Origin of the sequence: Streptomyces sp. NPDC048424, assembly GCF_040651555.1 — a bacterium.
Lineage (GTDB): Bacteria > Actinomycetota > Actinomycetes > Streptomycetales > Streptomycetaceae > Streptomyces.
The window spans coordinates 55284-69321 of sequence record NZ_JBEZKE010000026.1 but is presented as its reverse complement, the minus strand read 5'-3'; the positions used below and the strand labels follow the sequence as shown (position 1 = coordinate 69321).

The following is a 14038-nucleotide window of genomic DNA, read 5'->3' as shown; positions in this document are numbered from 1 at the left end:
CCCGATCGTCCGGCTTCCCGTGTGCACGGTCGCCCCGCTCAGTGGGCGACGGGTCCCCAGTGCATCCGGGTGTGCCGGGCTCGGGACCGGCGGACGGTGGGGGGCATGCCGCCCGCCTTCTGGCGCGGCAGCCACACGAGCCGGGTCTCGACGGCCCGCAGCTGCCGGTCGATCCGACGGTCGCGCAGGACCCCGTACAGGCTGGGGGCGAGCACCAGCGTGGCGACGGCGAGGACGGTGAGGTAGCTCAGGAACGTGTTCATGTCTCTACTCTCCTCCCGCTGGGGAAACTCGCACAGTGGCAGGACTGTCATGAAAGAGCGAATTACTGCCACACTGGAGGCATGCTGAAAAACGTGGCCGTGGCCCTCCTCGACGAGATCGCCCCCTTCGAGTTCGGGATCTTCTGCGAGGTCTTCGGAATCGACCGAAGCGACCACGGGCTGCCGGTGTACGACTTCGCCGTCTGCGCGGCGGAGGAAGGCCCCCTGACCATGTCCGGCACCGGTTTCACGGTCTCCCCCGAACACGGGCTGGAGCGGCTGGAGAGCGCCGACCTCATCTGCGTGCCCGCCTTCCGGGAAGCGGGAACCCGCGTGTACCCGGAAGCGCTCCTGGAGGCGCTGCGCCGCGGGGTGGACCGGGGAGCGCGGGTGCTCAGCGTGTGCAGCGGCGCGTACGCGCTCGGAGCGGCGGGGCTGCTGGACGGCCGGCACTGCACCACGCACTGGATGCACGCCGCGACGCTGGCCCGGCGCTTCCCGCGGGCACTGGTCGACCCGGACGTGCTCTACGTCGACGCCGGCCCGGTGATCACCTCCGCCGGCACCGCCTCCGGCATCGACGCCTGCCTGCACCTCGTGCGCCAGGAGCACGGGGCCGAGGTGGCCAACACCATCGCGCGGCGGATGGTCGTACCGCCCCACCGGGACGGCGGGCAGGCCCAGTACATCGAGCGGCCGCTGCCGCGCACCTCCTGCGACACCGTGGGCGAGGTGATCGAGTGGATGGCCCGCCACCTGGAGGAGGAGATCACCGTCGAGCAGCTCGCGGAGCGCGCGCACATGTCACCGCGCACCTTCGCCCGCCGGTTCCTCCAGGAGACCGGCACCACCCCGTACAAGTGGGTGCTGCGCCAGCGGGTCCTGCTCGCGCAGGAGCTGCTGGAGGCGACCGACGAGACCGTGGACGCGATCGCCGGCCGCTGCGGCTTCGGCAACGCGGCCGCGCTGCGCCACCACTTCCTGCGGACCCTGGGCACCACGCCGAACTCGTTCCGGCGCGCGTTCCGGGGCCCGCAGGCGGCCTAGGCCCTGTCCGGCCGAGGGGGTTACGCGTTCGGGACGGTCTCGTAGCGCGGGGTGCCCTCTTCCATCTGCCGCAGGGCGTCCTTGCGGTCCCGCTTCGAGAGGCGGTCGATGTAGAGGTAGCCGTACAGGTGGTCGGTCTCGTGCTGGAGGCAGCGGGCGAAGTAGCCGGTGCCGCGCACCTTGATCGGGTTGCCCTGGGCGTCCTGGCCCTCGACCTCGGCGTAGTCCGGGCGGGCCAGCGAGGCGTAGGCGGTCGGGACCGACAGGCAGCCCTCGTTCGAGTCGTCCAGGATGCGGGTGCCGGCGGGCAGCTCGACGAGCTTCGGGTTGACCACGACACCGGTGTGCCGCACGCCGTCGTCGTCCGGGCAGTCGTAGACGAAGACCTTGGCGTCCACGCCGATCTGGTTCGCGGCCAGGCCCACGCCCTCGGCGGCCTTCTGGCTGGCGAACATGTCGTCGATCAGCTGCGCCAGCTCGTCGCCGAACTCGGTGACGTCCTTGCACTCGCGGTGCAGGACCGGGTTGCCGACGACGGTGATCGGGCGGGCGGTGCCGCGCTCACGGTGGGCGAGCTCGCGCTCGGCACAGTCCTCCGTGTCCACGACGTACCCGTCGTTCACGACCTCGACGCCGACTACCTCGTTCTCCTGCTGCGACATGTCCGCCGTACGCCTTCCGTAAGTCCAAGTCACCGGTGGTCGCCAATGGCCACCGATGTGCCCGTACAGCCTACGGCCCTGCTCAGCAGACTTCTTCGAGATCCCGCCACTCACGGGTGCCCGGGCTGTCCGCGACCCAGCCGTCGAGCAGTCCGCGCACCAGCCCGGCCGGCGCCGCGATCCCGCATTCGCGCTCGGGCACCCACAGGGAGCCGGAACCGGCCGTGCGGTGCCCCAGCGGTCCGGGATGCCCCGGCTCGCTGTGGTCGTGCGGATCCAGGTGCTCGCCGTCGCCCTCGTCGCTGGGCATCTCGCTCTCCGAACAGGTCCGGCACAGCAGCCGCACCGACGAGGACCAGTCCTCGGCGGCGAAGCCCGCGTCCGAGGCCAGCTGCTCCAGCGCGTCACGGTCCGCCTCGGTGGCCGCCTCCAGCAGCACCACCCAGGTCGGCACCGGCGACGGCGCCCACAGCTCGATCTCGTCGAAGACGGGGTACGAGGGGCCGGCCGCGGTGACCCGCTCGCCGTGCGGCACCCCGTCGTGGAGGACGACCTCGCCCCAGCGCCGCCCCGAGGAGGGCAGCGGGATCGACAGGACCTCCAGCCGGGCCGGGTCCAGCCGACGGCCCCAGACCACCTCGGCCTCGCCCTCGGGCGAGAGCCGTACGGCGGCGCTGCCGAGCTCCATGCCGACCGGTTCGCCGCTGCCCTTGCCGCCCGCGCCGTGCGCGTCGCCGGGCACCTTCAGCCCGTACGCCTGCCAGGCCCGCCGGGCCAGCGGCCAGTCCTGGAGCGCGGTCGCGGCGATGCCCACGTTCCACCAGTCCGGGGCGCCGGTCTCGCGGTCCAGCAGGGCCACGGCGCGCAGTCCCGCGGCCCGCGCCTGCTCCCAGTCGTGCCGGAACTTGTGCAGCAGGGCCAGATTGAACCAGGACTCCGACAGCCAGGGCTCCAGGTCCGCCGCTCTGGTCAGGAGCGCTCCCGCGTCCTCGTACCGCCCGTCGCCGATCAGCGTGAACGCGCGGTCGGTGGCCTGCCGCCACGAGGCGGAGGGCCGATGCCGTACCTTCCCGAAGATCCTCACGATTCCCGCCTGCCTGGGGGCACCCTCCCGGCGGTAGCCGGGGGACAACGGTGCAGCCTTGCGGACACTCTTACTGGCATCCAACCATGCCCACTCGGACGGCCGCTCATTACCCATGGGTTACCCAGGTCGGACGGGAACAACTCTGTCACGTCCGCCCCTGGCCAGAACCCTCGCCAGGCACTCCACGACCTCCGGCTGGTAATCGTGCCCGGTGCCCAGCCGGAGCTGTTCCAGGGCGGCCAGTGAGCCGCCCGGGTGACGGCTCCCGCCGGCGGCGCCGGTGAGGTCCTCGTACGCGTTCACCGTACGCACGATGCGGGCCAGGACGGGCTGCTCCCGGTACGGGTCCGCCTGCCGCTCCACCACCACGGCGACCTCCGCGGGCACCCCGGTCTGCCGGGCCACCTCCCCGCCCAGCCCGGCGATCCGGCGGGCCTCGGCGGCCGGCAGCTCGGCGGTGGCCCCGTCCGGGACCGGGTCGACGAGGGACAGCTGGCCGATGTCGTGCATCAGGGCGGCGTACTCCAGCACCGTGAGCTCCCGCTCCGACAGGCCCAGCTCCCGGCCCACGGCGCAGCTCAGGGCGGCGACCCGGCGGGAGTGGCCGGGCCGGGTGTAGCCGGCGATCTCGGTGGCGCGGGCCAGGGAGGTGATGGTCTGGCGGTAGGTGGTGCGGATCGCGGTGATCCGGTGGAAGGACAGCTGGGTCAGCAGCAGGGGCACGCTGAAGACGGGTATGGCCCACAGGCCCGCCACGGCCGCGCCGAGCGCCATCACGACCCCGGTGGCGCAGATCGCCGCGCCGATGCCGAGCTGGGCCCGCAGCTCGTCGCGCAGCAGCGGACCGTACGGCCAGCCGGTGCGGGCCCCGGCCAGCGCGGCGGCGAGCACGGCGTCGCACAGGGCGGTGAGGCCGAGCAGGCAGAGCAGGAAGAGGACGAGCCACGGGCCCCGGCCCACCCGTTCCGCCAGCCGGCCGGAGTTGTAGAGCGGCTGGAAACAGGCGGCGGCGAAGGCGACGGTGAGCACCCGGCGGGACAGGTGGTCGAGGGCGGGGCCGCGGCCCCGGGCGATGTGCGGGACGATCCCGGCGAGGGCCGCCGCGACGACGACGGCGACGATCTGGAGCACCCCGTGCCGGGTGGGCTGGCCGGCGTTCTCGCCGAGCAGGGCGTAGGCGAGGGCGCCGGCGGAGCCGAGCGGTGCGGGCAGCCGGTCGACGGAGCCGCCTTGCTGCCGGTCCCGGCGGGCGAGCTCGCCGACGGCGATCAGCGCGCCGAACGCCAGGGCGGTACCGGGCTCGACGAGACCGTTCCACAGGGTGTGCGCGAGGGCGACGGCGGTGAGCACGGCCGCGGCCCCCCGCACCGTCCACACGGCCGCGGTCCTCATCCGCCCGCCCCGGAGCCGTCCGCGTCGCGGCCGGGCCGCCCACCGGTGGCCGGCGCGTCGCTCCCCGGGCGGTCGGCCCCGGCGAGCGGCGCGTCCTGCACGGGCAGGGCGCGCAGCGCCGTCCGCGCGGCCGATCGGGCCGTGCGGGCACCCTCGGGCAGGGCGCCGCCGTTCCGGTCGGCCGGGCCGGGAGCCGCCACCGCGGCGGGATCGTTCGCGCTGATCACCTGGAGGTCCTCGTCGGAGGTGACCACCGGGTGCCAGCCGTGCCGGCCGATGGCGCCCGTCAGGGCCCGCACCATCGCCGGGTCGAACTGGGCGCCCGCGCACCGGTCCAGCTCGGCCAGGGCCACCGGCACCGGCCGGGCCCGGCTGTAGGAACGGGTCGAGGTCATCGCGTCGAAGGCGTCGGCCACCGCCACCACGCGGGCCAGTACCGGGATCTGCTCGCCGGTCAGCCCGTACGGGTAGCCGGTGCCGTCGACCCGCTCGTGGTGGTGCAGGATCGCGGACCGGGCCTCGCCGAGGAAGCCGATGCCGCGCACCATCTCGTGCCCGTACTCGGGGTGCAGCTCGATGATCCGGCGTTCCTCCGGGGTGAGCGGCCCGTCCTTGCGCAGCAGCCGGGTGGGGACGCCCAGTTTGCCGACGTCGTGGAGGATCCCGGCGATCCGCACGACTTCCATCCTGTCGTCGGCCATGCCCAGCTCGCGGGCGATCATCGCGGAGGCCTGGCCGACCCGCTCGCTGTGCCCGCGGGTGTAGCGGTCCTTGATGTCGACGGCCTGGACGAGGGCGCGGATGGTGGCCCGGTGGGCGGAGCGCTCGCGGTGGTACTGGGCGAAGACCCAGCAGGAGACGTACATCGGCAGCAGGACGAGGAGTGCGGCCGGGAGCCCGTACGGGCTGCGCCACATGACGGCCATCATCAGTCCGGCGAGGCCGTGGACGCAGTGCGGGGCGAGGGAGAGGGTGAGCAGTCCGCGCCAGGCGGTGGCGGCGGGCCGGCGTTCGGCGGTGGCCAGGATGCCGCCGTCGAGGGCCGTGAGCACCAGGCAGAAGACGACGGCCGCGGCGGCGGCGGGGAGCATCGCGTAGGGGAAGTCGGCCACCCAGCCGGGAGGCCCGGACCCGGCGGAGGGCCCTCCGCCGAGCGAGTCCGGACCGCGCAGCAGCCCGTACGCCCGGCCGGCGGCCCAGGCGGCCATGGCCTGCTGCGCGCCGTGCCACACCCGGCGTACCCGGGCGGGCCGCTCGGCCACGGTCCCCGCGCATCCGCCGGGCAGCGCCACGAGCGCGGCGGCGGCCGGCGGCAGCAGGAAGACGGCGGCGAGCACCACGGGGAAGAAGGCGCCGATGCCCTCGGGCACCCGGCTGCCCAGCAGCGGGCAGACCTTGACGAGTTCGCAGCCGAGGTAGAGCACGGCGAGGAGGCCGACGGCCGCCCAGGGCGTACCGGAATCCGTGAGGGCCGGGGTGACGCACGCGGCGGCGGCGAGGACGGCGCACAGGATGAATCCGCGCGCCGCCGGCGGAAGTACCCGCATGGCGCTCTCCTCCCCTGTGCCGTTCCGGCCGGGTACCGGTGCGGACCGGTACCGAATGGGGAGAATAAGTGGGGCCCCCAGCGACGTGGGCCACATTTTCGTATTGCGCCATGCGGACGCCCCCGGATTAGCACATTCGGGTGAACGAAGTGCTCTTCCGGGGGCGGCTGTTCAATGCGCTGCCGTTGCCGCTGCGGTCAGCCGGGAGTCGGGTTGTCGGCGGTGACATCGTGATCGGGCACCGCCTGCCCCGAGCGGATCAGCTCGATCCGGCCCATGACCTTCGACCGCAGGTCGGTCGGCACGTCGTCCGACCCGCAGCAGCGCTTCACCAGCTTCTTCACGGCCTGCTCCAGGCCGTACTTCTCCAGGCAGGGATTGCACTCGCCGAAGTGGGTCTCGAACTTCGTGCAGTCGCTGTCGGGCATTTCCTGATCAAGGAACTCGTACAAGTGGTCCAGGACCTCAGAGCACTCTGTCTCGTGCGGCTCTCCGCAACTCATGAGCCCGAGCCTTTCCGGTCGTTCGACTCTCCCGCGCCCGCGGGAACCAGCCCGCGCTCACGGGCATAGTCCTCCAGCATTCCGCGGAGTTGACGGCGGCCACGGTGCAGTCGCGACATGACCGTACCGATGGGTGTACCCATGATGTCCGCGATCTCCTTGTACGCAAAGCCCTCTACGTCGGCAAGGTAGACCGCGATGCGGAACTCCTCCGGAATGGCCTGCAGGGCTTCCTTCACGTCCGAATCGGGCAGGTGGTCGAGCGCCTGCGACTCGGCGGAGCGCAGTCCGGTCGACATGTGCGACTCGGCGCGCGCCAGCTGCCAGTCCTCGATCTCCTCCGCGGCGCTGCGCTGGGGCTCGCGCTGCTTCTTGCGGTAGGAGTTGATGAACGTGTTGGTCAGGATGCGGTACAGCCACGCCTTCAGGTTGGTGCCCTCGCGGAACTGGTGGAAGGACGCGTATGCCTTCGCGTACGTCTCCTGGACCAGGTCCTCAGCGTCGGCCGGATTGCGCGTCATGCGCAGCGCGGCCGAGTACATCTGGTCGAGGTAGCCGAGGGCGTCCCGCTCGAAGCGCGCATTGCGCTCCGGGGTCGTCTCCTCCGCGTGGCCTTCGTCGGTCCCAGCGACAGGACCCACCTCCTCCGACTGCGTGGCGGCTCCGAAAGCGGACCCGCTCGAATCGGAGAATAGTCGACCATCCCGGCCCTCCGCCGCCCGAAGCGTGCTGCGCTTGGGGGCAGGAAGAACAGTCCAGTCCAGGTCAGCGGCCTGCCGACGGTTCTGACTGATGACCTGGGTCATGCGCTCCCTCTCCTCCGACAATTTCCCGTACGTACCGACATCCGAGACAACAGAAGGGCCGGGCGGCGCATTCCCGCGTACCGGACGGGTTTTCGGCCTTCCGCCCCTCCCGCTTCCGGCTAGTTGCCGGCCGGGAGCGCCAGGAGCCACCGCTCGACCGCCCCGGTGATCTTCCCGAGGGCCTCTTCCTGGGTGAGGTCCGCCTTCTTCGGCACGGCGAAACCGTGATCGCCGTACGGGATCTCCACCAGCTCGTGCTCACCCGCGGGGAACTCCTCCGGGCGCCCGAAGGGGTCCCGGCCGCCCTGGACCACGAGCGTGGGCCGGCCGGCCCCGGTGAGCTCCGCGGCGCGGGACTTCTCCGGCCGGCCCGGCGGGTGCAGCGGGAACGCCAGCGCCAGCACCCCGGCGGCGCCCAGCTCGACGGCGGTCCGGCAGGCCACCCGGGCCCCGGCGCTGCGTCCGCCCGCGACCACCGGCAGCCCGGGCTCCGCGAGCGCGGGCCACAGCGCGCGCCAGCCCTCGTCCAGCACCTTGGGCGCGGCGGCGACCTTCTTCCCGGCGACCCTCCAGGGCTGTTCGACCAGCGCGACCGTGATCCCGCGGGCGGGCAGGGCGGCGGCCAGCGCCTGGAGGTCGCGGGCCTCGATGCCGCCGCCGGCGCCGTGGCTCACGGCGAGCACGAGCTTCGCCGCGCGGGCGGTGTGCCAGGTGATGCGGGCCTCGCCCGCCGGGGTGTCGACGCTCTCGGTACGCGTGGTCATGCACCCCATCCTGCCCGGGCCCGGCCCTAGAAGAGGGTTGCCTCCTCCGGGGCGGCCAGCTCTTCCAGCAGCTCCGGCCCGTTGTTGCGCACGCTGCTGACGGCCGTGGACACCGGGTAGGCGCGCATCAGCCCGCCGGGCGGCGGCGCCAGGAGGTCCCGCAGGGAGCCCTCGGTGTCGGTGTTCGCGGGGTCCAGCCAGGCGTCCCAGCGGTCCGGGGTCAGCATCAGCGGCATCCGCGGGTGGATCTCGGAGAGCGAGCGCGGCCCCTCGGCCGGGGGCACGCCCAGGGGGGTCGTCTCGGCCTCGGTGGTGATCACCGAGCAGGTGACCCACCAGGCGAGCGGGTGCTCGTCGGGCAGGGTCCGGTCGCGCCAGAACTCGTAGATCCCGGCCATCGCGAAGACGGAGCCGTCGGAGGGGAGCACGAAGTAGGGCTGCTTGCGGGCCCGCTTCTTCTTCCCCTCCACCTCAAGCTGCCGCTCGTCGTGGGCGGTGACCCACTCGTAGTAGCCGTCGGCGGGGACGATGCAGCGGCGCTGCGCGAAGGGGCGCCGGAAGGACGGCTTCTCGTGCAGGGTCTCGGACCGGGCGTTGATCATCCGGGCGGCGCCGTCGGGGTTCTGCGCCCAGGAGGGGACCAGGCCCCATTTCAGGGTGCGCAGCTGGCGAACCGGACGCGGGTGCGAAGCGTCCTTCAGAGGACGGTCGAGGACGACGTGGACCTCTTTCGTCGGCGCCACGTTCCAGTCGGGGGCCAGGGCCTCCTCCGGCTCCCACTTCTCGATGCCGAAGGCCTCCACGAGGTCCTCGGGCTTACGACTCGCCGCATACCGTCCGCACATGGCTGCCACACTGCCATGTCCCCCCGACACCACCGCAAGGAGTCCGCCACCTCATGGACAGCAGCACGACGGCCGGCCTGTGGGACCGGCTCACGGGCATACAGACCCCGCCCGACCTGTGGCTGGTGATCGTGACCGGCCTGGTCGCGCTGGCCGCCGTCGGTCCCCGCCCGCTGTGGCGGCTCTCCCGCAACGCCATCACCATCGCGCACGAGGGCGGGCACGGTCTGCTGGCGCTGCTGACCGGGCGGCGCCTGAGCGGGATACGGCTGCACTCCGACACGAGCGGGGTCACCGTCAGCCGGGGCAAGCCGACCGGGCTCGGGATGATCCTGACCGCCGCCGGCGGGTACACGGCGCCCTCGCTGCTCGGGCTGGGCGGCGCGGCGCTGCTGTCCGCGCACCGGATCACGCTGCTGCTGTGGGCGGCCACCGCCCTGCTGGTGGCGATGCTGGTGATGATCCGGAACGCGTACGGGGCGCTGACCGTGGTGCTGACCGGCGGGGCCTTCCTGCTGGTGTCCTGGCTGACGCCGGCCGAGGTGCAGGCCGGCTTCGCCTACCTGGTGGTGTGGTTCCTGCTGCTCGGCGGGGTGCGGCCGGTCTTCGAGCTGGGGGCCAAGCGCAGGAACGGCGGAGCCCCGGATTCCGATGCCGATCAGCTGGGCCGGCTCACCCACCTGCATCCGGTGGTGTGGCTGCTGTTCTTCCACGTCGTCGCGCTCTGCTCGCTGATCGGCGGCGGCCGCTGGCTGCTCGCCCTGTGACCACCCCCTGAGACCGGACGGCGATCAAGATCTGGGGCCGGGGGAAGCCACTAAAGTGGGGGCCATGACCGAGACCACCGCGCTCCCTGCCCTCTGGCCCGCTCCGCTCGCCGATGGGACCGTCCACGCCACCGTCACGGTGCCGGGGTCCAAATCGGTCACCAACCGTGCCCTCGTGCTCGCCGCGCTCGCCGCCGAACCCGGCTGGGTGCGCCGCCCGCTGCGCTCGCGCGACTCCCAGCTGATGTCCGACGCACTGCGCGCGCTGGGCGTCGGCATCGAGGAAACGGTCTCCTCCAGCTCCGCGAGTGCCACCAACGGCGCAGTGGGCGGCGAGGCCTGGCGGATCATCCCGGCGGCCCTGCACGGCCCGACGACCGTGGACGTCGGCAACGCCGGCACCGTCATGCGCTTCCTGCCGCCCGTCGCCACCCTCGCCGACGGGGACATCCGCTTCGACGGCGACCCGCGCTCCTACGAGCGCCCGCTCGGCCAGGTCATCAGCGCCCTGCGCACGCTCGGCGCCCGGATCGACGACGACGGCCGGGGCGCGCTGCCCATGACCGTCCAGGGCGGTGGGGCCCTGGAGGGCGGCACGGTCGAGATCGACGCCAGCAACTCCTCCCAGTTCGTCTCCGCGCTGCTGCTCTCCGCCCCGCGCTTCAACCAGGGCGTCGAGGTCCGGCACGTGGGCTCCACCCTGCCGTCGATGCCGCACATCCGGATGACCGTGGAGATGCTGCGCGCGGCGGGCGCCCAGGTCGACACCCCCGAGGCCGGCGGCGAGAAGAACGTGTGGCGGGTCTCCCCCGGCGCCCTGCTCGGCCGCGACATGGTCGTGGAGCCGGACCTGTCCAACGCCCAGCCCTTCCTGGCCGCGGCCCTGATCACCGGCGGCACGGTCACCGTCCCGGACTGGCCGCGCCGCACCACCCAGCCCGGTGACGCGCTGCGCCGGATCTTCACGGAGATGGGCGGCTCCTGCGAGCTGACCGACGCGGGCCTGGTCTTCACCGGCACTGGCAAGATCCACGGCATCGACGTGGACCTGAGCGAGGTCGGCGAGCTCACCCCGGGCATCGCGGCGGTGGCGGCCCTGGCCGACTCCGAGTCCGTGCTGCGCGGGGTCGCGCACCTGCGGCTGCACGAGACGGACCGGCTGGCGGCGCTGACCAAGGAGATCAACGCGCTCGGCGGCGACGTCACCGAGACCGCGGACGGCCTGCGCATCCGGCCGCGCCGGATGCACGGCGGCGTGTTCCACACGTACGACGACCACCGGATGGCCACCGCGGGCGCGGTGATCGGCCTGGCGGTGGAGGGCGTACAGATCGAGAACGTGGCGACGACCGCGAAGACCCTGCCGGACTTCCCGCAGATGTGGACGGACATGCTCGCCGGGGACGCCGGTGGTTCCGGTTCCGGGACGCCCGGAGCGGGTGCGGGAGCGTAGGGCCGGTCATGCGCAGGTACGGCAAGAACACCGACGAGGACGACATCCGCCAGCGCCCCAATCCCAAGGGGAACCGGCCGCGGACGAGCATCCGGCCCAAGCACGAGGACGCTGCCGAGGGCTTCGTCCTGACCGTCGACCGCGGTCGGCTGACCTGCCTGGTCGAGGGCCGCTCGGTGCACGCGATGAAGGCCCGCGAGCTCGGCCGCAAGGCCGCGGTGGTCGGGGACCGGGTCTGGATCGTCGGTGACCTGTCCGGCAAGAAGGACACCCTGGCCCGCATCGTGCGGATCGAGGAGCGCAAGTCCGTCCTGCGGCGCACCGCCGACGACGACGACCCGTACGAGCGGGTGGTCGTCGCCAATGCCGACCAGCTGGCCATCGTCACGGCCCTGGCCGATCCGGAGCCGCGGCCCCGGATGATCGACCGCTGCCTGGTCGCGGCGTACGACGCCGGGCTGGAGCCGCTGCTGGTGCTCACCAAGTCCGATCTGACCTCCGCGGACCAGATCCTGGAGATCTACTCGACCTTCGGGCTGAAGTACGTGGTCACCAACCGCGAGGAGCTCGCGACGGGCGACGCGGCAGACCGGGTGCGCGAGCACCTCAACGGCCGGATCACCGCCTTCGTCGGCCACTCGGGCGTCGGCAAGACCACGCTGGTGAACTCGCTGGTCGCCGAGGGCCGCCAGCGCGCCACCGGAGTGGTCAACGCGGTGACCGGTCGCGGCCGGCACACCACCACCTCGGCGCTCGCGCTGCCGCTGCCGGGCGGCGACGGCTGGGTCATCGACACCCCGGGCGTGCGCTCCTTCGGCCTGCACCACGTGGACCCGTCCCGGGTGATCCTGGCCTTCCCGGAGCTGGTGCCGGGCACGGAGGGGTGCCCGCGCGCGTGCAGCCACGACGAGCCGGACTGCGCGCTCGACAAGTGGGTGGAGGACGGGCACGCGGACCCGGCGCGACTGTATTCGCTGCGGCGGCTGCTGGAGACGCGTGAGCGTCGCGAGGGCGACTGACCGTTCGGCGGGGCGTGCCGTGTTTGTCGAGGGCCCTGTCTGGATAAATGCATAATCTCACCAAGTGACGTGATGTCATGTGACGCGGGGAGGCATTCGACGTGGCGTGGCTGCTGGTCGTGGTCGCGGGACTCCTGGAGACCGGATTCGCGGTCTGCCTCAAGCTCTCCCACGGATTCACCCGGCTGTGGCCGACCGTCGCCTTCGCGTGCTTCGCGCTCGGCAGCTTCGGTCTGCTGACGCTGGCCCTCAAGAAGCTGGACGTGGGACCGGCGTACGCGGTGTGGACGGGCATCGGCGCGGCCGGCACCGCGATCTACGGCATGGTCTTCCTCGGTGACCTGGTCTCCACCCTCAAGCTCGTCTCGATCTCGCTGGTCATCCTGGGGGTCATCGGGCTCCAGCTGTCCGGGTCGGCGCACTGAGCTGCCCGAGCAGTCCGAGCAGCTCGGCCGCCCCCGGCTCCTCGCCCGGGGCGATCACGTAGGAGAGGGCGAGGCGCACGGCGAGCTCGCACCGCTGCGGCCCCTCCCCCGGCGTGAGCGCGGCGGCCGCCCGGTCGCGGACGGCCCGGGCCAGCTCCCCTGGTTCCGGCGTCCGGCGTCCCGCGGCCGGCAGGCCCGCGTCCCAACTGCCGGTGAGCAGGGCCCGTACGAGGGGATGGGCGCGGGCCGCCCGTACGGTCCACTCGGCGACGGCGGCGAGCCGTTCGGCGGCCTGGGCCGGGGCGGACAGGGCCCGGTCCACGCCGTCGAGGTAGCGGTCGGCCTCGCGCCGGACCAGGGCGCTGCCCAGGCCCGCCTTGCCGCCGAACTCGTTGTAGAGGGTCTGCCGGGACACCCCGGCGGCGGCGGCCACGTCGACCATCCGCACGGCCGGCCAGGGGCGGGCCGAGAGGGCCGCTCCCGCCGCCTCCAGTAAGGACTCCCGGGCTGCCGGCATCCTCGCCTCCCCGATCGGCTCTCCGGCCAGACTTGACGGGTCGACAGATCCTGTCAAGGGCGCGTCGGGGCCGTACCGTGGACGTCGTTCGCCCGGGTCCGGGAGTCTCGATACTGTTCGGGCATGCCCGAGTATGACGATGACCTGCGCCTTGCCCTCGAACTCGCCGACGCGGCGGACGCCGCCACCATGGAGCGGTTCCGCGCCCTCGACCTGAAGGTCGAGACGAAGCCGGACATGACCCCGGTGAGCGAGGCCGACCAGGCCGCCGAGGAGATCGTCCGGGCCGGCATCGCGGCCGCGCGGCCCGGCGACGCGATCCTGGGCGAGGAGTACGGCCTGCAGGGCAGCGGCCCGCGCCGCTGGGTCGTGGACCCGATCGACGGTACGAAGAACTACGTGCGCGGGGTGCCCGTATGGGCGACGCTGATCTCCCTGATGGCCGAGGGCGCGGACGGCGTCTTCCGGCCGGTGGTCGGCGTGGTCTCCGCGCCGGCGCTGGGCCGCCGCTGGTGGGCGGCCGAGGGCCGGGGGGCGTACGCGGGCGGCGCGCTCGGCGAGACCAGCCCGATCGGCGTGTCGAAGGTGGCCGGGCTGGGTGACGCCTCGTTCGCGTACTCCTCGCTGAGCGGGTGGGAGGAGCAGGGCCGGCTCGCCGGGTTCCTGGACCTGACCCGCGCGTGCTGGCGCACCCGCGGCTACGGCGACTTCTGGCCGTACATGATGGTCGCGGAGGGCTCGCTGGACCTGTGCGCCGAGCCCGAGTTGAACCTCTGGGACATGGCGGCCATCGCGGTCGTGGTCCAGGAGGCGGGCGGCCGCTTCACCAGCCTCGACGGGGTGGACGGCGTGCACGGCGGGAACGCGGCGGCCTCGAACGGGCTGTTGCACGAGGAGATGCTCGACCTGCTGCGCCCGCGCGCCTGAGACCGGCGCGCGCT

The 14038-nt window shown here is 73.0% G+C and carries 16 protein-coding genes; 6 read left to right on the top strand and 10 right to left on the bottom strand.

Going from position 1 to position 14038, the window contains the following annotated elements:
• Positions 1-38 precede the first annotated feature (38 nt).
• On the bottom strand, positions 39-263 hold the full coding sequence (locus tag AB0D29_RS29415) for a hypothetical protein (protein ID WP_362858371.1): 225 nt from the start codon (positions 261-263) through the stop codon (positions 39-41).
• 81 nt (positions 264-344) lie between these two features.
• On the opposite strand from AB0D29_RS29415, the gene AB0D29_RS29410 reads away from it, so the two are divergent.
• The gene (locus AB0D29_RS29410; protein ID WP_362858370.1) at positions 345-1310 is read left to right on the top strand and encodes a helix-turn-helix domain-containing protein; all 966 of its coding nucleotides are present in this window, start codon (positions 345-347) and stop codon (positions 1308-1310) included.
• Between the two features lie 20 nt (positions 1311-1330).
• Here the strand turns inward: AB0D29_RS29410 and def are convergent, their stop codons facing one another.
• The 8 genes from def to AB0D29_RS29370 form a co-directional block, all read right to left on the bottom strand.
• Positions 1331-1972 carry a peptide deformylase gene (gene def, locus AB0D29_RS29405; RefSeq protein ID WP_362858368.1) on the bottom strand — a complete coding sequence of 214 codons (642 nt, stop codon included), beginning with the start codon at positions 1970-1972 and terminating at the stop codon, positions 1331-1333.
• A gap of 82 nt (positions 1973-2054) precedes the next feature.
• On the bottom strand, positions 2055-3056 hold the full coding sequence (locus AB0D29_RS29400; protein WP_362797223.1) for a hypothetical protein: 1002 nt from the start codon (positions 3054-3056) through the stop codon (positions 2055-2057).
• Between the two features lie 120 nt (positions 3057-3176).
• A complete protein-coding gene (locus AB0D29_RS29395; protein ID WP_362858367.1) occupies positions 3177-4451 on the bottom strand; it encodes an HD domain-containing protein in 1275 nt (424 codons plus the stop codon).
• A complete protein-coding gene (locus AB0D29_RS29390) occupies positions 4448-5998 on the bottom strand; it encodes an HD-GYP domain-containing protein (protein ID WP_362858365.1) in 1551 nt (516 codons plus the stop codon). Before AB0D29_RS29390 ends, AB0D29_RS29395 begins: the two co-directional genes overlap by 4 nt.
• A 197-nt stretch (positions 5999-6195) precedes the next feature.
• Positions 6196-6501 carry a mycothiol system anti-sigma-R factor gene (rsrA, locus tag AB0D29_RS29385; RefSeq protein ID WP_351291604.1) on the bottom strand — a complete coding sequence of 102 codons (306 nt, stop codon included), beginning with the start codon at positions 6499-6501 and terminating at the stop codon, positions 6196-6198.
• Positions 6498-7142, bottom strand: coding sequence for a sigma-70 family RNA polymerase sigma factor (locus AB0D29_RS29380; RefSeq protein ID WP_030709911.1), 645 nt, complete (start codon positions 7140-7142; stop codon positions 6498-6500). The genes rsrA and AB0D29_RS29380 overlap by 4 nt, the downstream gene beginning before the upstream one ends.
• A gap of 284 nt (positions 7143-7426) precedes the next feature.
• Complete coding sequence (locus AB0D29_RS29375) at positions 7427-8071, bottom strand: alpha/beta family hydrolase (RefSeq protein WP_362858364.1); 645 nt, start codon at positions 8069-8071, stop codon at positions 7427-7429.
• 26 nt (positions 8072-8097) lie between these two features.
• Positions 8098-8916, bottom strand: coding sequence for an SOS response-associated peptidase (locus AB0D29_RS29370; RefSeq protein ID WP_362858363.1), 819 nt, complete (start codon positions 8914-8916; stop codon positions 8098-8100).
• A 53-nt stretch (positions 8917-8969) separates the two neighbouring features.
• On the opposite strand from AB0D29_RS29370, the gene AB0D29_RS29365 reads away from it, so the two are divergent.
• From AB0D29_RS29365 to AB0D29_RS29350, 4 genes are all read left to right on the top strand, one after another.
• A complete protein-coding gene (locus AB0D29_RS29365) occupies positions 8970-9683 on the top strand; it encodes a M50 family metallopeptidase (protein ID WP_362858362.1) in 714 nt (237 codons plus the stop codon).
• Between the two features lie 64 nt (positions 9684-9747).
• Entirely contained in the window at positions 9748-11136 is a 1389-nt protein-coding gene (aroA, locus tag AB0D29_RS29360; RefSeq protein WP_362858360.1) for a 3-phosphoshikimate 1-carboxyvinyltransferase, read from the top strand.
• Positions 11137-11144: 8 nt separating this feature from the next.
• Positions 11145-12155: a ribosome small subunit-dependent GTPase A gene (rsgA, locus tag AB0D29_RS29355; protein WP_362858359.1), complete on the top strand. Its 1011-nt coding sequence runs from the start codon at positions 11145-11147 to the stop codon at positions 12153-12155.
• A 101-nt stretch (positions 12156-12256) separates the two neighbouring features.
• Complete coding sequence (locus tag AB0D29_RS29350) at positions 12257-12580, top strand: multidrug efflux SMR transporter (RefSeq protein WP_030011402.1); 324 nt, start codon at positions 12257-12259, stop codon at positions 12578-12580.
• Here the strand turns inward: AB0D29_RS29350 and AB0D29_RS29345 are convergent.
• A complete protein-coding gene (locus AB0D29_RS29345; protein ID WP_362858358.1) occupies positions 12546-13097 on the bottom strand; it encodes a TetR/AcrR family transcriptional regulator in 552 nt (183 codons plus the stop codon). The two genes, AB0D29_RS29350 and AB0D29_RS29345, sit on opposite strands and share 35 nt — an antisense overlap.
• Before the next feature lie 123 nt (positions 13098-13220).
• Here AB0D29_RS29345 and hisN point away from each other — a divergent pair, with 123 nt between their 5' ends.
• On the top strand, positions 13221-14024 hold the full coding sequence (gene hisN / locus AB0D29_RS29340; protein ID WP_362858356.1) for a histidinol-phosphatase: 804 nt from the start codon (positions 13221-13223) through the stop codon (positions 14022-14024).
• Positions 14025-14038 lie beyond the last annotated feature (14 nt).